We start from the raw sequence: 16,852 nt of genomic DNA, 5'->3' as shown, positions 1-16,852 counted from the left end.
CGTTCAGTATCCCAGGGAAACCGGTATCTTTTCCTGCCCTGAGGCGGCCGGCGTGAAGGGCACGGTGGAGACGTCGTCCCGGCCTTCCTGCTCCAGGAGCAGCGCGCCGTAAGCGGCGTCACCTGACGCGGAGACAACATACGCCACCACCTCTGACTCCTCCACCTTCTCGGGGACCTTGATGGACGTTGTGGTGCCGCCGGCGACGTCGGCAGTGGCGGCCGCGCGGATCTTGCCGTCCGCGGTGATGGCGGCGTAAGAGACTGTGGCCCTGTTCTCGAGGACGCCGAACACTAGGGTTCGGTCACCGCCCTGGGGCACGGGCACCACATGCTGGCTTCCCAGCCGGACACCGGAGGCAGCCCAGGCGACGTCCGAGGCCTTCTCGCTCGTGACGCCCCGGGTGACCCGGGTTGCAGCCACAAAGGACACGTCCGAACTGGTGGACACGGTGTAGTGGCCGGCGGGGACGCCAGCCAGCGAAATCTCGGTGACGGACCCGGCTTTTGCCGTGACCACGCCGCCGCCGGGGAGGGCTTTCTGGCCGTCCCGGCCGAAGAGCTTGACCTCCACTACCGCGTCCGACGGTCCCGGCACCGTGATTGCCAGCGCAGGGCCGGCGTCCTTGTAGCCGCTGTTTCCCGTGAGGGCGGAGATCCCACCGGCGTCCTGGATGTCTACGCCGGTCATGACCTGCCGTGCGGCAGGAACGGCCCCCGGAGCAATGAAGTCGATGCCGCCGGGCGTCAGTCCCCTCAGGACACTCTGCTGGATGGCCGCGGCCACGGGCCCGCCCGCGCTCCGGACGTGGACCGTGAGCTGGGCTTCACCAGGGGCCAAGCCGGCCAGGACTATTGAGCGGGTACCTCCCGGTGCGACCAGCAGACCCCTGCTGCCCGGGGCCTGGATCTGGCCCTTGCTGCCGAAGAGCTCCAGGCTGACGGTGGCAGGTGTGCTTGAGGCGTTGCTGAGCACGAGGACGGAAGTGCGGCCCACGGTGGTGCTGGCGCCCGAGAGCCAGAGGTCGTTGGCGGGCGGCTGGCAGTTGGCGGCCGCCGAGCCCTGCAGGTCACCGTCCGTGGCAGTGAATTTCATAACACCGGCGGCTGAGGGCTTCTGGCCTGCCTGGGCGTCGGCGCTCAGGAGGGTGGCGTCATCCACGCTGTGCCCGGCAAGGACACCGGCGGTCAGGTCCTGGGGACCCGACCCCGGGCCGGGCTGGCTGCCGTCCTTGGCGATCTCGACGGCGGGCGTCCCGTTAAGGGCGGCGAGCCGGCTGCCTGGAAGGACACCGCCGGGGGCGCTCAGGACGGCGCCCGTGACGGTGCTCTTCGCCGTGGCTGATTCGGGGCTGAACTGGGGATCAGTGCCCGCCTCAGTCCCTTCGAGCAGGCGAGCCGGGCCGGCACATACCCCTGCGCTGGCGCCGGCGGGAACAGCAGCCAGCACGGCCGGGATACCGCGGCTCCCCGCCGGCTGCGGAGCGACCGACGCGGCAGCGAGTACCGCACCGGCCGCAGCCACAATCGCCACAGCCGAGACCAGGCCTGCCAGCATCTGCTTGCGCGGGGTCCTGCGGGCTGCGTCCTTATGCATTCTGGTGTTCCTTACGCAAAGATCCTTCGTCCCTGGACAGCCCGGTGTTGGGCCGGCGCGCGGGCATGGGAATGGCGAGCATTACAGTGAGTCCGATCACCGTGATCTGTGCGATTCCGGACCACAGGGCCCAGGGGGCGTCGTAGCGGATGGTCAGCTGTCCGGCGGAGGCCGGCAAGGTGAAGGCCTGGGCCGAGCCGGACGTCGTTGCCGTGAGCTTCCGCCCGTCGAACCAGGCGCTCCATCCCGGGTCCGCCCGCTCGGCGAGCACCACCAGCCGCCCTTCCGGTCCCTCGGCGACGGCGGTGTCGACGTCGTCGTACTTGGAGGGCACCAGCGCCACCGTGGCTCCGGCCCCGTCCACAATCCTGACGCGGTGGGCAACGTCGGCAGGCTGCAGCACAGGCTGGTTCAGCGGCGTAATCCGCCAGAGCCAGCCGACATCGGTCTGTCCGACGGCAACAAGCCCCGGCACGGCGTCCATCCTGCTGGCCGTGAGCTGGGCGGCGGTGTCTGCCGAGCGCAGCACCACGAACCCGGCACCGAGGCGCTCAAGCTCGGGCCTGGGATCCACGCCCTGCCCGGCCACCAGCGTGGCCACCACGCTGCGGATCGACGCCGTGACGTCGTCGTCGTCCCTGACCGTCTCCCGCCCGGGCGCGCCCAGAATGTTCCGGGCGGAGGCAATCGACGACATGCTGTCCAGGGTGGTCCCGGCGCCGCGCATCAGGGCCGCGTCAAAGGCGCCGTTCTCCTGCGTGCTGATCAGCAGCGTGCGTGTCTGCTCCGGCCCGGCGCCGCGGTCGATGGCGGTGGCGGGGAGCGTCCGTGCACTGCCTGCCTCCACCAGCCGAGGCGTACCCAGCGCAGGACCGGCCGGCACCTCGGCGGGGAGGGCAGTGGCTGTGGACCGGAGCAGGTTCTGCGCGGACCACACCGCCAAGCCGGCCAGCGGACCTGCCAGCAGCACCACCATGGCAAGAGCCGTTGCGGATCGAAGGGCCACGTTGCGCCGAATGCTCGGCGAGGCCGCCCGGTCCGCGGCATCAAGCAAACGCTCAGCGCCAATCAGTGCCGCCCCCAGCAGGGCGAACCCGGCGGCGGAGACGGCCGGACCGGTGAACGGTGTCACCAGGGTGTCGGCATTAGCCCCGGTGGCGACATGCCCGGCGAGCCAGCCACCAGCGAATATCACCAGTGCCGCCACCCAGAGAACACGTGCCGTCCAGCTGCGCTTACCCGGCAGGAACAGGGCGGCAACGGCAAGCAGCAGGACGGGAACGGCCACCAGCAGTGCGAGCACGAGTGCCCACGGGATGACCTGGCCGCTGAAGAACGGAAGACCGGAAAGACCACCCTCGGCGGAGAACAGCAGCGGCTGCCCCAGGAACTGCTGCCACAGCGGGGCCGCCTCGAATCCGAGGGGAACCCCTGGGTCTGCCAGCAATGCCCGTGGCCTGTCGATGACGGACAGGCCGAAAGGGAGAAAGAGCGCGGCGCTGGGCAGCAGGGCCCACCACACCGTGCGGCCACGACCGCCAAGCATCAGCCCGCACAGCACGATAACCACAACGGCCGGGACGAGCAGTGAAGGCGCCGACGCGGTCACAACGCCCAGCGCCAAGCCTGCGGCGGCGGCAGCGGTCCAGGACGGCATGCCGTTGATCCCGGGCCGTGCGGGCGGCTTTTCGGTGATACGCCGGTCTCCGGGGGCCGGGACAATGAACCGCCCGTGGCCCGCAGCGGACCCGGTGGCCCGCAAGAGTGCCAGGACCAGCAGCGGAATCATGATGTGGGCCACCAAGGCACCCGCCCGGCCTTGGTTCAGTGCGATCTGGAGGGCTGGCGCGGCCGCCCAGAAGAGTGCGGCAACGAGCCGGAAGCGGCGCCGGACAGTCAGGCCCCCTGCCGCAAACCATGCCGTCAGGCCGGACAGCGGAGCGGCGAGCAGCAGGAGCCAGGCCATGGCCGCGTTGGCATCTCCCCCGCCGAGCAGGCCAAGGATCCACAGCACGTAGTTGAAGGGGTCTCCCCTGCCCGGAAGCCCTGCCCCCAGGCTGATCCACCAGCTGGAGGCGTGGTGCCAGATTTCACCCAGGGTGGAGGACACCGGAATGAGGCCTCCGCCGGAAACAGCATCGGCCCGGAACAGCCCGCTGAGCGCCGTGAGGGAAGCCACGGACGCGATGATGACGGCCGCGAGGGCGCCCGTCCCCACCCAACCCCGTTCGCTGGTGGTGAGCGCAGCGAAGTCATCTGATGAGTCACCCGTGGGCTGGTCCGCCAGGGGGTCATGGACCAGCCCATCGGCCGTGGACGTGTCCGCGCCCAGGGCCTCCATCAGGGAACGGCGGTGGTTCCAGACTTCACGGCGGGGCGTCTGCAGCTTCTTGATGACGGACCGCCGGATCCGCCGGCTGTTTGCCGCGGTCCGGCGGGCATTTGCCACGGCACCGGGCCGGGCCAGGGCAGCGAAGGTAGCGACAAGCTGGGAGAAACCGTGCCCGGGATCCTTGACTGCAATACTGAGCACGAGTTTGAAGATGCTGCCCAGCAGCGCACCGGCCGCATGGACGGGAACCTTCCAGAGCGGGGCGTGCTTGAGGCGCAGATGCACCTGGGCTTTCCGCGCCGCGGTGGCATTTCCCTGGGCATGGGGCCGGTGGGCTACGTGGAACATCCGCGCAGTGGGCACCACCACCACACGATGGCCGGCGAGGCGGTTGCGCCAGCAGAAGTCGACGTCGTCGCCGGTGCCCGGCAATGCGGGGTCGAACCCCTGCAGGAGCTCCCAGATATCCCGGCGGACCAGCATGCCGGCCGAGTTCACCGCAAAAGTGTCAGTGCGGCCGTTGTACTGGCCCTGGTCCAGTTCGTCGGCATCGATCAGGGTAAGCCGCTCGGCCCAGCGGCTGGTGGAGAGTCCGACGTCGATCAGCCGGCGTTCGGTGTGCCAGTCCAGTTGCTTGCAGCCTGCCACGGTCACGGATGGTGCGCGTTCCACGGCACTGAGGAGTTCGGCCAGGGCCTCCGGCGCCGGGGCCGCGTCGTCGTGCAGCAGCCAGATCCACTCTGTGGCGGCACGCTGTGACTGGCCTTCCCAGGGCGCGTGCGTGTTGAGCCCGGCGCGTACGGCGCCGCCCATGCCGCTCTTGCCGTGCAGGAAGGTGCTCACATTGGTTGCGCCGAAGGCCCGTTCCAGGAGGACTGCGGAGTCGTCACGCGATCCGGTGTCCACTCCGATGAGGGAGTCCGCTGGCCGGGTCTGGTCCGCGAGGGCAGCCAGGGTTCTGGGGAGATAGGCACAGCCGTTGTGGGACACCACAACGGCAGTGACGTGTACTTCCTGAAGAATTAGATTGCTCGCTTCCTTAGCCGCCGGCGCTCACGCTCGGAAAGGCCACCCCAAATGCCGAACCGTTCGTCGTTTGCCAGCGCGTATTCCAGGCACTGCGACCGCACATTGCATGCACCGCAGACCTTCTTGGCGTCGCGCGTGGATCCGCCCTTCTCCGGGAAGAAGGCTTCCGGATCCGTTTGTGCGCACAATGCATCCGTCTGCCAGCCGAGTTCGCCTTCGTCGTCGAAGTCCTGCCGGAACGGCAGTCCGATCCACACCGGCTGGGTGCTTGTCCCCTGCGCAGGGGTGCGCAGTTCCATGGGCGGATCCAGGTCGTCATCGTCCTGGTCGTGTCCGCCGTCAAGGAGTGCTTCGTGCGCCGCCAGGAAGGCTGTGGCCTGGTCCTGGAGGGAGTCTTTGGTGTTGCGGTTATAGCGGTCCGCTGCGTCAGGATCGGCAGGATCCACATACCAGTCGCCCGGTACCCCCCGTGCGCGGTATTTAGCCGTTGCCTGGCCGGCGACGACGGCATCTTCATGGATACGCTCTGCTTGCCCCACGGCGACCCTCCTGAAAGTTGCAGTCCCTGCGTGGATCCTTGGACACTCGGTTGTGTGCCTGAATTTATGCAGCGACTTTCGATATCTAATTACACGTGTGTAACTAGTGGGTAGTCAAGCCGTGGACGGGATAATAATCAACTTTCCGGGCCAATCGCTGGCACGCCACGCCCGGGAGTTTTCCGAAGGCTCGGCGCGCCGGATGCCTGACGGTCCGCTTCGGTGGCCAAAAGGTCCCGCTTCCGCTGAATAGCGGCCAAAAATACAGGCGCGGCCCGAATAAGACAAATAAGATGACAAACTCCTGTGAGTAACATCACAGCGCCGGCCGGACCTGCTGGGCACTTGAGGGACTCCCCGCAAGGCTTCCCGGCCAAGGACGCCCCACGGGGTCCGTGACAAGATAACGCCATGAGTATCCCGGCGATAGATCTGATGACCACCCTGCGTTCCGGCCACGCCACGTCGCCCCGCCTGACCTGGTATGGCCCGGACTCCGAGCGCGTGGAACTCTCCGGTCGCGTGCTGGACAACTGGGTGGCAAAAACCAGCAATCTGCTGCAGGACGAACTCGACGCCGAGCCCGGCATGCGGCTGAACCTCGACCTGCCTGCCCACTGGAAGTCCATGATCTGGGCGCTGGCCGCCTGGCAGCTGGGCATGGAAACAGTCCTCGACGGCGGGGAGGCGGAGCTCCTCGTCACCGACAGGCCCGGAACCGTTGAGGGAAAGTACGACGCCGTTATCGCCGTCGCGCTGCCGGCCCTGGCGATGCGGTGGCCGGGTGAGCTGCCAGCCGGAGTCATCGACTATGCCGCCGAGGTGCGCTCCCATGGTGACGTCTTTATGGCACACACTGACGCGTCGGCGGCCGGCTGTGCCATTCGGGCCGGAGCAGGCCAGCAGCACGTCCACGAAAACCTGATCACTGGTTTTGCGGCGTCGCATGAGGAAGGCGTCAGGCTTCTGGTCCCCGCTGCGGAAGGGCTGGAACCGGCACTGGCGAACTCGCTCGGCGCGTGGCACAACGGTGGCTCAGTGGTGCTAACGCACCCCGATGTGGAACTGACCGACAAGCTGTTGGCCGCGGAACGCATCCACGGCAAATAGCTTTCCGGTTTCAGGGCTGCCGGCGGCTTTCCGGTGAGTCCCCGTCCGGCTGCTCGCCGCGCTGGGCGGCGGCAGCAGCGGCCTTCTCTTGGTGGTGCCGCTCGATGAGCTCGTGGTCGTGGGAGAACTCCGGCTCCTGGTCCAGTTCTTCGTTGAAGACCCAGAACCGGTAGGCGAAGAAGCGGAAGATGGTGCCCAGGACCAGGCCCACCACACTGCCGGCAATAAAGAGCGAGGGTTTATCGTTCAGGTCCAGGATGTACTTCGCGAACCAGACGCAGCCTGAGGCGATCAGGAGTCCCACCAGGTTCATGATGGCGAAGAGCACGGCCTCGCGGGCCACATTGGCCTGCTTGCGGTGGCGGAACGTCCAGTAACGGTTGGCAACCCACGAGAAGATGCTGGCCACGATGGTTGCCACGGCCTTGGCCCAGACCTCGCTGCCGTGCATCGGACCGGTGAACAGCCAGATGAAGATTGCCGAGTCAATGACGAAGGCCACACCGCCCACGGCTCCGAACTTGGCCACTTCACGCCAAAATAGCGAGGCGAGCCCCCGGATACGATCTGCAAGTGCGCTAAACATGACCCTCCATGGCCGTCCGTTCAATGGGCCACACGGCCAGAGATCTATTTTAGACCCGAAATCGACGAACCGGCCCACGCGGAGTGCAGAGTGGTAGCGGAAATACCCGAAAAGCGGGCACCTCGGCGTCCCAAAGCCCGGATCCGGTGAGCTTTTCTGTAGGCTGGCTCATGTGACTTTTCCAGTAATCGGCGTGGTTGGCGGCGGCCAACTCGCGCGCATGATGGCCCCGGCCGCTACCGCCCTTGGCTTTGAACTCCGTGTCCTGGCTGAGGCGGAGGACGTTTCGGCGGTATCGGCCGTATCCACTTCACCGGTGGGTGACTACAAAGACCTCCAGACACTCCTCGATTTCGCGGACGGCCTGGATGTTATGACGTTCGACCACGAACACGTCCCCACGGACCACCTCCGCGCGCTTTTGGCCGCCGGCGTGAATGTCCAGCCGGGCCCGGACGCCCTGGTTAATGCCCAGGACAAACTGGTAATGAGGGCTGCCATCGACAGCCTGGGGCTCCCAAACCCCACCTGGGCCGCCGTCGCTGACGTCGCCGCGCTCGTGGCCTTCGGTGAAGAAACCGGCTGGCCCATTGTCCTCAAGATGCCCCGCGGCGGCTACGACGGCAAGGGCGTGCGGATCATCGACTCCGCCGAGGCCGCCGAAGAGGCTGCTCCGTGGTTTGAGGCCATGAGCCCCCTCCTCGCCGAAGCCAAAGTTGAATTCAGCCGCGAACTGTCCGCGCTGGTGGCGCGTACGCCGGGCGGCGAAGCGAGGGCCTGGCCAGTGGTGCACACCATCCAGGTGGATGGCGTCTGCGACGAAGTCATCGCCCCTGCCCTGGACATCCCCCTCGAGGTCGCCGCCGCCGCAGAAGACGCGGCGCTGCGCGTCGCCACGGAACTGGGCGTCACCGGAGTGATGGCGGCGGAACTCTTTGAAACGCCGGGCTCCGGCGTCGGCTTCCTGATCAACGAACTCGCCATGCGGCCCCACAACACCGGCCACTGGACCCAGGACGGTTCCGTTACCAGCCAGTTTGAGCAGCACCTGCGGGCAGTCCTGGACCTGCCGCTGGGCGCCACCGACATTCTGGGCCCGGTAGTAGTCATGAAGAACTTCCTGGGCGGCGACAACCAGGACCTGTTTTCCGCCTACCCTGCCGCCCTTGCCAGCGAGCCGGCCGCCAAGGTCCACTGCTACGGCAAGTCAGTGCGTCCCGGACGCAAGATTGGCCATGTCAACCTGGTAGGGACCTCCACGGATGATGTGGACTCGGTCCGGCAACGCGCAACCCGGGTAGCGGCCATCATCCGAGACGGCCGGGTTCCCACCGAAGAATCAGCACGGATTTCCGAGGAGAACGCATGACCACCGACACCACCACCGGCAGCGCCGGCACCAGCCCCCGACCCATCGTTGGGCTGGTCATGGGCTCAGACTCGGATTGGCCGGTTATGGAAGCCGCCGCGGATGCACTGGCTGAGTTCGGCATCCCCTTCGAAGCCGATGTGGTCTCCGCTCACCGGATGCCCACCGAAATGATCCGGTATGGCCAGACCGCCCACGAGCGCGGGCTGCGGGTCATCATCGCGGGCGCCGGCGGAGCTGCCCACCTTCCCGGCATGCTCGCGAGCGTGACGCCCTTGCCCGTCATTGGCGTCCCGGTCCCGCTGAAGACCCTGGACGGCATGGATTCCCTCCTCTCCATCGTGCAAATGCCGGCCGGCGTTCCCGTAGCCACCGTGTCCATTGCCGGTGCCCGGAACGCAGGCCTGCTTGCAGTCCGGATCCTGGCGTCGGGTACGGACGAGCTGGCAGCCTCACTTCGCGCCGATCTCCTGGACTTCGCCCAGGAACTCAACGACGTCGCCACCCGCAAGGGAGCCAACCTCAGGCAGAAAGTCAGCGAAGTCTTCGCCGACGGCAATGGTGTTCTCCGGGGCAGCCGTTAAGGAACCCGACATGTCCAGAAGCGAACCGCAGCAGCCAGCCACCGGCACGGTCATGACTGATCCCGTCCGGTATCCGTCCAGCGCCTCCGTGCCCGTCCGGACCAAACGGGGCTTTGCCCTGGTCCTGATGACCCTTCTGGTGCCCGGCAGCGCCCAAATTGTGGCCGGCGACCGCAAGCTCGGGCGCATTGCCCTGCGCGTCACGCTCAGCGCCTGGGTTTTGCTCGCGGCCGCCGTGTTGCTGCTGGTCGTGAACAGGACGCTTCTGATCAACATCATCACCAATCAGCTTGCCTCGCTGGTGATCATCCTGGTCCTGGTGGCACTGGCGCTCGGATGGGCGTTCCTGTTCATCAACACACTCCGGCTGATCCGCCCCGTCCTGCTGGCACCGGCGGCGCGTCCCGCCGTCGGCATTGCCCTGGTACTAGCCCTGGTCCTGAGCAGCGGCACCCTTGGGTATGCCGCGTACCTGCTGAACGTGGGCCGCAACGCCATCGGCAGCATCTTCGCGGCGGGACCATCGATCGATCCCGTGGACGGCCGCTACAACTTCCTGATGATGGGCGGCGACGCCGGCGACGACCGCACCGGCAGGCGCCCGGACAGCCTGTCCGTACTCAGCGTGGACGCCAAGACCGGCCAGACAGCCATCATCTCCGTGCCCCGCAACCTGCAGAACGCCCAGTTCAGCGAAGGTTCGCCCATGCGCGAGATCTATCCGGACGGCTACGACTGCGGCGACGCGTGCCTCATCAACGCCATCAACACCGAAGTGACCAACGAGCACGCGGACCTGTATCCGGGTGTCGCCGACCCCGGCGCCCAGGCCACCCTTGAGGCAGTGTCGGGAACGCTTGGGATCACGGTCCAGGCCTACGTGCTGGTGGACATGGATGGCTTCGCCAAACTGATCGACGCCATGGGTGGAATCCGGATCAAGGCCGGCGGCTGGGTGCCCATGAGCGGGGACATGATCGACGAAGCCAACGGCATCCACGGCATGCCGCTCGGGTGGATCGCCGCCGGTGACCAGCACCTCGATGGCTTTCACGCGCTCTGGTACGGACGCTCCCGCGAATTCGTCGACGACTACGCCCGGATCCAGCGGCAGCAGTGCGTCCAGCAGGCCATGCTCAAGCAGCTGGACCCGGCAACCCTGCTCGCAAAGTTTGAGGACATCGCCAGTGCGGGCACCAAGGTTGTGGACTCGAACATCTCTTCCTCCCAGCTGGGCAGTTTCGTGGATCTCGCTATGAAGGCCAAGGGCCAGGAGGTCAAACGGCTGACCATCGGGCCGCCCGATTTTGACGCGTCCTTCTCCACCGTGCCCGACTTTGACATCATCCACGACAAAGTGGACCAGCTGCTGGCCTCCGCATCGGGCCCGCAGGCCGCCGCGCCGGTCGACGGCCTCGTTGAGCCCGCCACGGCCGGCGGACGGCTGCAGGCGTCCGCACAGGTGCCCCTGGCTGCGTTCCTGGCAGCCGGGGGAGCCCCCGCGCAGACTGCCCCGCCGTCGTCGGACTTCACACCGGTGACCACAACGCCCGACGGCGAGCCGATCACCGAGGCGATGTTGAACCAGCTTAAGAGTGAAGGCAACGAACAGGCGCTGCGCGAACTGGTGGCCACCAACGGCCTATGCGCGCCGCTCTAGGCCCGCTGCGCTGTCGGCCGGAAAACCCGGCCGCAGCACGTGACTGCAAGACCACGTTGACCTGAAGACCAAGAACGGATACCGGCTGTGTACGAAATTGAGAACGTCCTGCGCGACTACGCCTGGGGATCCACCACCGCCATCGCCGGGCTGCTGGGACGCCCCGAGTCCGGCCGTCCGGAAGCCGAACTCTGGATCGGCGCCCACCCCGGCGCCCCGTCAATGGCCCGCCGGGCGGATGGCTCCGTGGCACGGCTGGATGCCTTGATTGCCGAAGATCCGGAGCATTTCCTGGGCAGCGAATCCGTGGCCGAGTTTGGCCCGCGGCTCCCGTTCCTGACCAAGATCCTCGCCGCTGCCCTGCCCTTGTCGCTCCAGGTCCATCCCAGCATCGAACAGGCCAAAGCAGGATTCGCCCGGGAGAATGCTGAAGGCATTGCGCCCGATGCCGCACACCGCAACTACCGCGATGACAACCACAAGCCCGAAATGATCTTCGCGCTGACGCCGTTCGAAGCCTTGTGCGGGTTCCGGGCGCCGGCTGCAACCCGGAAGATCCTGCTCCACCTTGCCGCCTGCTTCGACCTGGTGGAAACCGGGATCCCGCCCCTGCTGGTGGAGCTGCTCGAGGTCCTGGAAAACCCGGACGAGGGCGCCGGTCTCAGGACTGCCTTCGAGCGGCTGATCAAGGGCGGCGAAGACGTCTCGCACACCACAGCGATGGTGGCGGCCGCCCTGATCTCCGGCGCTCCGCTGGCACCGTTCCAGGCGGAACTGTCCACGGTCATCAGCCTCAACGAAAAGTACCCAGGCGATCCGGGCGTACTGATTTCGCTGCTGCTGAACAGGATTTCGCTGGCCCCCGGCGAGGCCGTCTATCTCCCCGCGGGCAAAGTGCATGCTTACCTGCACGGCATGGGTGTTGAAGTCATGGCGTCCTCGGACAACGTGCTCCGTGGCGGGCTGACGCCGAAGTACGTCGACGTGCCCGAGCTGCTGCGGACCGTGGACTTCCAGTCGGTGGCCATCCCCAGGCTCACGCCGGAATTCTCCGGCCTTGGCCAGGAGCTCTATCAGCCGCCTTTCCGGGAGTTCCAGCTTCAGCGGATCGAACTGGCACCCGGCGCAGAGCCTGTCCCGCTGGCACAGGCGGGCGCCGTCGTCGTTATTGTTGTTGCCGGATCGGTGTATCTCGATTCGCCCAAGGGCGATCTGCAGCTGACCCGCGGCGGCAGCGCTTTCCTGCCTGCTGCGGAAGCACCGGTCAATGTCCACCCGGTGGCCGGTGCCGGCGAACCGGCTGTTGCCTTCGCCGTGACCACGTCCCTGCAGGCCTGAGCCGTGGACCACTTCCTGCAGACGCCCGCCTGGGCGGACGTCCAGTCGTCCTTGGGCCGCACTGTCCATCAGCACTCCGGCCCGGGCTGGAGCTTCCTGGCCGTGGAGGAGAAAAACCCGGCGGGCAAGGTCCTCTACTCCCCCTATGGACCGGTGGCATCATCCGCAGAGGCGTTCGACGCCGCCCTGGCCGCCCTGGTGACCACGGCACGGTCGTGCGGCGCAGTGTTTGTCCGGATCGAACCGGTGTCCGCCGGCCTGGCAATGCCGGCCACCGCGGAGCTCAGCAGCCGCGGCCTGCAGCCGGCGCCGGTGAACCAGCAGCCTGAACTCAGCTGGATCGTGGACCTCGAAGGTGACTTCAAGGACGTCCTCGCCGCGATGAAACCCGTGAACCGGAACCTCTACCGGAACATCCACAAGAAGGACGTCACCTTCCGGGCGTCGCAGGACCCGGACGACATCAGTATCCTGCTGGACTTCCTGCACATGACGGCCCGGCGGAACGGCTTCAAGCCGCAGAGCGACGAGTACCTGACCCAGGTGGCAGCCTCCCTTATGCCCGCGGGCGCAGCGACGATGTTCATCGCCGAACTGCACGGCGAGCCGATCGCGGCGGCCTTGGCCTACGATTCCGCGGACACCCGGACTTATGCGCACGCAGCCTTGGATGATGCGCACCGCAAGCTCAGCGCGGGCATACCGCTCTTGGTGACCCTGATGGCGGACGCCAAGGATCGGGGCCTGAAACACGTGGACCTGTGGGGTGTTGCGCCCGCGGACCAGCCCAGCCACAAATGGGCAGGTTTCACCGCGTTCAAGAAGTCCTTCGGCGGCCACGAGGTGGCGTACCCCGGCACCTGGGACCTTCCCGTGAAAAAGCTCCGGTACAACGCCTACCAGCTGGCCCGCAAGCTGCGCGACAGGCTCCGCGCCCTCATCTCCCCCGCCGCCCGCCCCGCACCCCCGGCGCGAACGGATCCTTAAGCCCCCTCAGCCCCTCCGCGCGAACTGGCAGATAACACCGTCAAATTCGCTGTTTGGGGTCATCAGCTGCCTGTTCGTTCCCACCCGGTCCGGCCCGACGAACCGTTCAGGACCGTCCGCACCTTTTCGACGACGAAGGGCCTGTCCCCTTCCAGGTCACTCTTCTGGACACGGATTTCCCGCCAGCCCAGACTTTCAGTCAGGCCCTGCCTCTTGATATCGCGGCGGTACTGGTCAGGATCACTGTGGTGGACGCCGTCATATTGCAGTGCGATCCGATAATCCGGATAGGCAGCGTCCGGCCAGATTACCGGGTGGCCCCGCCCGTTGCGGAGCACAACATTCAATGTCGGTTCGGGAAGTCCCGCCTGTACCAGGGCCAGCCGCATCAGGCTTTCGGGTGCCGAGTCCGCCCCAACCCTGATCAGATCCAAGGCTAACCGCGCCGTTTTCACCCCACGCAGTCCCGGATGCTGACCCACCATGTGCCTCAGGTCGGCAACAGTTGCCAGCGGCTTCCGTGGCATCGGGAAGTCATCTCCATGGCTGACGACAATGGAGTCACCGGCCGCGACAAGGTCGTTGAGGTCCAGCATTGTGGCCAGGTCGAGCCAGGTACGGCAGGTGAGGTGAGTCGGACGCCGTCGAACGATATGACCTCGCCGTATTTGAACGACAATTGGTGACCCGCAACGTTCCTGCGTCGTGGCTTGCAGCCGTCTGCAGGGCGGGCAATGTGGATCCTCCAGTCCTGCTCCAGCCAAGCCGGCAGGCATACTCCGCAAATTCTCGCGCTGGTGGAGTGCGTCAGCACGCAACTGGGGTCAATGCGGCTGTAAGCGCGGATGTTTTCTGCGACACTTCCCGTGCTGCCCAGCGGCAACCTGATGCCCCGGGAGGGCGTGAATAAGCCCTCCCGGCTCAGCTGTCTCCGAGTGAGGCCCAGGGCCTCTGCATCGGCAACAAGGAATGATCCGTGCGGGAGCTGAGGAGGCATGGGCGTCCGGGACATGCTCCATTGTGGACCGGTTTCGGCCTGCGGTTTTCGTTATCCACAGGCTGGGTTACCTGCTGAAACGCGAACTGGCAGCTGATGACGCCAAATCAGGGATTTGAGGTCATTAGCTGCCTGTTCGCGCAGGGTATACAGGAGTACGCGGGTGAAGAACCTGCTAGTTCTTGCGGGCGTAGCCTTCCCACTTGCTGGCCTGGTGCTCGCCGTCAACAAAGCGGATGGTGCCGGACTTGGAACGCATCACGATGGACTGGGTCAGGACCTTGTCCTTGGAGTAGCGGACGCCCCGAAGGAGGTCGCCGTCGGTGATGCCGGTGGCCGCGAAGTAGCAGTTGTCGCTGGACACGAGGTCGTTGGTGGACAGCACGCGGTCCAGGTCGTGGCCGGCGTCGATGGCCTTCTGCTTCTCGTCGTCGCTCGTGGGCCAGAGCCGGCCCTGGATGACGCCGCCGAGGGACTTGATGGCGCAGGCAGCAACGATGCCTTCCGGCGTGCCGCCGATACCCATGAGGGCGTCAACGCCGGTGCCGGAGCGGGCAGCGGCAATCGCGCCGGCAACGTCGCCGTCCATGATGAACTTGGTGCGTGCGCCGGCTTCGCGGATCTCTTCGACCAGGGGGCGGTGGCGGTCGCGGTCAAGGATCATGACGTTGAGCTGATTGACCTTCACGCCCTTCGCCTTGGCGATCAGGTGCAGGTTCTGCTTGACCGGCAGGCGGAGGTCCACCATGTCGGCGGCTTCCGGGCCCGTGACGAGCTTCTCCATGTAGAACACGGCGGACGGATCGAACATGGAGCCGCGCTCAGCCACGGCGAGGACTGCCAGGGCGTTGTTGATGCCGAGGGCGGCCAGGCGGGTGCCGTCGATCGGGTCCACGGCAACGTCGCACTCGGGGCCGGTGCCATCGCCAACGTGTTCGCCGTTGAACAGCATGGGGGCTTCGTCTTTTTCGCCTTCGCCGATGACCACAACGCCGTTGAAGTGGACCGTGTGAAGGAAGGAGCGCATGGCGTCAACGGCCGCGCCGTCGGCTTTGTTCTTGTCGCCGAAACCAACCCAGTGGCCGCCGGCGATGGCCGCGGCCTCTGTGACGCGGACAAGCTCGAGGGCGAGGTTGCGGTCTGGCTCGTCGATGCCCACGGCCAGGGAGGGGGAGATCGTGGAGTACTGCTGGGTCATAGGCGCTGGTGACACGTGAACCTCTTCTTCGAGTGGCGATCATTGGACCCGCTCAGCCGGATTCAGCCGGTGCGGTGATTCCTCTGGTACTGATCATAGTCGTGGCGGCGCCCTCGGGGCGCGGCATGACGCAGTCCTGCAACATGGACCTTGGGCCGCCTGTACGCCCCCGACTGTGAGTTGCACCTAAACATGGGCGACTATAGAGGTGTGAGTGAAATGCAGGAAAAAACCAGCCCCGGGCCAGACCCCTCCGACTCCGGAGCTAAAGGCGACGGCACCGGGACGGCTGAACCAGCCCCCGTCCGCCCAGTGATCCCGGCCGCAGCGGCGAAGCGCGCCAATGCCTCCGTGATCGGCATGATCGTTGCCCTGGTGGTCAGCATCGCCGCCTTCCTGCCCATCATCCTGATGAATCCCCTCCCCAAGAGTGACGGATTCCGCCCGGACATCGACGTCAGCGCCGTGGCCCGGAACGCCTCGGATGTGGCAGGATTCACACCCGCAACACCGGACACCGGCAACACGTTCACGTCCAACTACGCACGATGGGAGTCGGGCAGCGGCAGCGGCGTTCCCACCTGGGAAGTTGGCTACCTGACCCCGAACGAGTCCTTCATCGGCCTGGTCCAGACCCGCCAGCCCAACCCCACCTGGCTCGTCCAGCAGACCAAGAGCGCTCCCGTGACGGGAACGCGGACGGCGGGCGGACAGGTGTGGGAGCTGCGTGACACCGGCAAAGGCGAGAAGAGCATGGTGCTGAACCACCGCGGAACCACCGTCGTCCTGACCGGAAGCGCACAGCTGGACGAATTCGCCGAACTGGGCGCCGCCGTCGTGAAGTCCATGGACAGCAACCCGCCCGTAACGGTTTCACCGTCAGCCAGCACCGCCCCGTAAAGTAAGCCCGTGGCTACCTACCTGACCCCCGCCCTTGCCTGGCGCCGCATGCGCGAAGGCAACGAACGCTTTGTTGCCGGCGAATCGTCGCACCCGAACCAGGATGCGTCCCGCCGGTCCTCGCTCGTGGAAAACCAGCACCCGTTTGCAGTGATCTTCGGTTGCTCGGACTCCAGGCTCGCCGCGGAGATTATCTTTGACCTGGGCCTCGGGGACGCCTTTGTGGTGCGCACCGCCGGCCAGGTGATTGACGACGCCGTATTGGGCTCCCTCGAGTACAGCATCAGCGTGCTGGGAGTGCCGCTGATCGTGGTGCTGGGGCATGACAGCTGCGGCGCCGTCACTGCCACCAAGTCCGCAGTGGACACCGGGAACATGCCGGTGGGCTTTATGCGGGACCTGGTGGAGCGCATCACGCCCTCGGTACTGACGTCCATGCGGAACGGCGAGCACGAGATCAACGACATGGTGGTGGAGCACGTCAAGCAGACGTCCCAGCGCCTTGTGGACAGCTCCCGTGTGATTTCCGCCGCAATCGAGAGTGGCCGCGCCGCGGTGATCGGCCTCTCCTACAGCCTCGCCGAGGGCCGCGCCAACGTGGTTTCCGGGATCGGCGACGTCTAGGCC

General features: G+C 66.4%; 14 protein-coding genes. 8 read left to right on the top strand and 6 right to left on the bottom strand.

Annotated elements, in window-relative coordinates; all coding sequences use genetic code 11:
* Window positions 1-3 precede the first annotated feature (3 nt).
* The 3 genes from AC50YA_RS11455 to AC50YA_RS11445 are packed head-to-tail and all read right to left on the bottom strand — an operon-like array spanning window position 4 to window position 5,496.
* Window positions 4-1,596, bottom strand: a complete 1,593-nt coding sequence (locus AC50YA_RS11455) for a DUF5719 family protein (RefSeq protein ID WP_494982396.1) — start codon at window positions 1,594-1,596, stop codon at window positions 4-6.
* The gene (locus AC50YA_RS11450; protein WP_494982395.1) at window positions 1,589-4,921 is read right to left on the bottom strand and encodes a glycosyltransferase family 2 protein; all 3,333 of its coding nucleotides are present in this window, start codon (window positions 4,919-4,921) and stop codon (window positions 1,589-1,591) included. Before AC50YA_RS11450 ends, AC50YA_RS11455 begins: the two co-directional genes overlap by 8 nt.
* A 29-nt stretch (window positions 4,922-4,950) precedes the next feature.
* Complete coding sequence (locus AC50YA_RS11445) at window positions 4,951-5,496, bottom strand: WhiB family transcriptional regulator (RefSeq protein ID WP_494982394.1); 546 nt, start codon at window positions 5,494-5,496, stop codon at window positions 4,951-4,953.
* A 411-nt stretch (window positions 5,497-5,907) separates the two neighbouring features.
* Between AC50YA_RS11445 and AC50YA_RS11440 the strand changes: the two genes are divergently transcribed.
* The gene (locus tag AC50YA_RS11440) at window positions 5,908-6,606 is read left to right on the top strand and encodes a TIGR03089 family protein (protein ID WP_494982393.1); all 699 of its coding nucleotides are present in this window, start codon (window positions 5,908-5,910) and stop codon (window positions 6,604-6,606) included.
* Between the two features lie 10 nt (window positions 6,607-6,616).
* Here the strand turns inward: AC50YA_RS11440 and AC50YA_RS11435 are convergent, their stop codons facing one another.
* Window positions 6,617-7,192 carry a GtrA family protein gene (locus AC50YA_RS11435; protein ID WP_494982392.1) on the bottom strand — a complete coding sequence of 192 codons (576 nt, stop codon included), beginning with the start codon at window positions 7,190-7,192 and terminating at the stop codon, window positions 6,617-6,619.
* Between the two features lie 172 nt (window positions 7,193-7,364).
* Here AC50YA_RS11435 and AC50YA_RS11430 point away from each other — a divergent pair, with 172 nt between their 5' ends.
* The 5 genes from AC50YA_RS11430 (at window position 7,365) to AC50YA_RS11410 (ending at window position 13,130) form a co-directional block, all read left to right on the top strand.
* On the top strand, window positions 7,365-8,561 hold the full coding sequence (locus tag AC50YA_RS11430; RefSeq protein WP_494982391.1) for a 5-(carboxyamino)imidazole ribonucleotide synthase: 1,197 nt from the start codon (window positions 7,365-7,367) through the stop codon (window positions 8,559-8,561).
* Window positions 8,558-9,145, top strand: coding sequence for a 5-(carboxyamino)imidazole ribonucleotide mutase (purE, locus tag AC50YA_RS11425; protein ID WP_494982390.1), 588 nt, complete (start codon window positions 8,558-8,560; stop codon window positions 9,143-9,145). The genes AC50YA_RS11430 and purE overlap by 4 nt, the downstream gene beginning before the upstream one ends.
* 10 nt (window positions 9,146-9,155) lie before the next feature.
* Window positions 9,156-10,805, top strand: a complete 1,650-nt coding sequence (locus tag AC50YA_RS11420) for an LCP family protein (protein WP_494982389.1) — start codon at window positions 9,156-9,158, stop codon at window positions 10,803-10,805.
* An 87-nt stretch (window positions 10,806-10,892) separates the two neighbouring features.
* On the top strand, window positions 10,893-12,143 hold the full coding sequence (gene manA / locus AC50YA_RS11415; RefSeq protein ID WP_494982388.1) for a mannose-6-phosphate isomerase, class I: 1,251 nt from the start codon (window positions 10,893-10,895) through the stop codon (window positions 12,141-12,143).
* Window positions 12,144-12,146: 3 nt separating this feature from the next.
* Complete coding sequence (locus AC50YA_RS11410) at window positions 12,147-13,130, top strand: lipid II:glycine glycyltransferase FemX (RefSeq protein WP_494982387.1); 984 nt, start codon at window positions 12,147-12,149, stop codon at window positions 13,128-13,130.
* Window positions 13,131-13,192: 62 nt separating this feature from the next.
* On the opposite strand, the gene AC50YA_RS11405 is transcribed toward AC50YA_RS11410, so the two are convergent.
* Window positions 13,193-13,726, bottom strand: a complete 534-nt coding sequence (locus AC50YA_RS11405) for an endonuclease domain-containing protein (protein WP_494982386.1) — start codon at window positions 13,724-13,726, stop codon at window positions 13,193-13,195.
* A 576-nt stretch (window positions 13,727-14,302) separates the two neighbouring features.
* Complete coding sequence (gene glpX, locus AC50YA_RS11400) at window positions 14,303-15,325, bottom strand: class II fructose-bisphosphatase (RefSeq protein ID WP_252566698.1); 1,023 nt, start codon at window positions 15,323-15,325, stop codon at window positions 14,303-14,305.
* A gap of 219 nt (window positions 15,326-15,544) precedes the next feature.
* On the opposite strand from glpX, the gene AC50YA_RS11395 reads away from it, so the two are divergent.
* Together AC50YA_RS11395 and AC50YA_RS11390 are read left to right on the top strand one after the other, a co-directional pair.
* The gene (locus AC50YA_RS11395; RefSeq protein ID WP_494982423.1) at window positions 15,545-16,225 is read left to right on the top strand and encodes a DUF4245 domain-containing protein; all 681 of its coding nucleotides are present in this window, start codon (window positions 15,545-15,547) and stop codon (window positions 16,223-16,225) included.
* Window positions 16,226-16,234: 9 nt separating this feature from the next.
* Window positions 16,235-16,849 carry a carbonic anhydrase gene (locus tag AC50YA_RS11390; protein WP_494982385.1) on the top strand — a complete coding sequence of 205 codons (615 nt, stop codon included), beginning with the start codon at window positions 16,235-16,237 and terminating at the stop codon, window positions 16,847-16,849.
* The last annotated feature ends 3 nt before the right edge of the window (window positions 16,850-16,852 follow it).

The organism is Pseudarthrobacter sp. RHLT3-21, from assembly GCF_059383495.1.
The sequence above is the reverse complement of the archived record's forward strand: the minus strand, read 5'-3'. Positions and strand labels throughout refer to the sequence as shown.

Excerpts from the sequence above, each read along its gene's own strand:
- AC50YA_RS11455 (WP_494982396.1), bottom strand. The coding sequence starts at position 1,596 with ATGCATAAGGACGCAGCCCGCAGGACCCCGCGCAAGCAGATGCTGGCA.
- AC50YA_RS11440 (WP_494982393.1), top strand. The coding sequence starts at position 5,908 with ATGAGTATCCCGGCGATAGATCTGATGACCACCCTGCGTTCCGGCCAC.
- AC50YA_RS11435 (WP_494982392.1), bottom strand. The coding sequence starts at position 7,192 with ATGTTTAGCGCACTTGCAGATCGTATCCGGGGGCTCGCCTCGCTATTT.
- purE (WP_494982390.1), top strand. The coding sequence starts at position 8,558 with ATGACCACCGACACCACCACCGGCAGCGCCGGCACCAGCCCCCGACCC.
- AC50YA_RS11420 (WP_494982389.1), top strand. The coding sequence starts at position 9,156 with ATGTCCAGAAGCGAACCGCAGCAGCCAGCCACCGGCACGGTCATGACT.
- AC50YA_RS11405 (WP_494982386.1), bottom strand. The coding sequence starts at position 13,726 with ATGCTGGACCTCAACGACCTTGTCGCGGCCGGTGACTCCATTGTCGTC.
- glpX (WP_252566698.1), bottom strand. The coding sequence starts at position 15,325 with ATGACCCAGCAGTACTCCACGATCTCCCCCTCCCTGGCCGTGGGCATC.
- AC50YA_RS11395 (WP_494982423.1), top strand. The coding sequence starts at position 15,545 with ATGCAGGAAAAAACCAGCCCCGGGCCAGACCCCTCCGACTCCGGAGCT.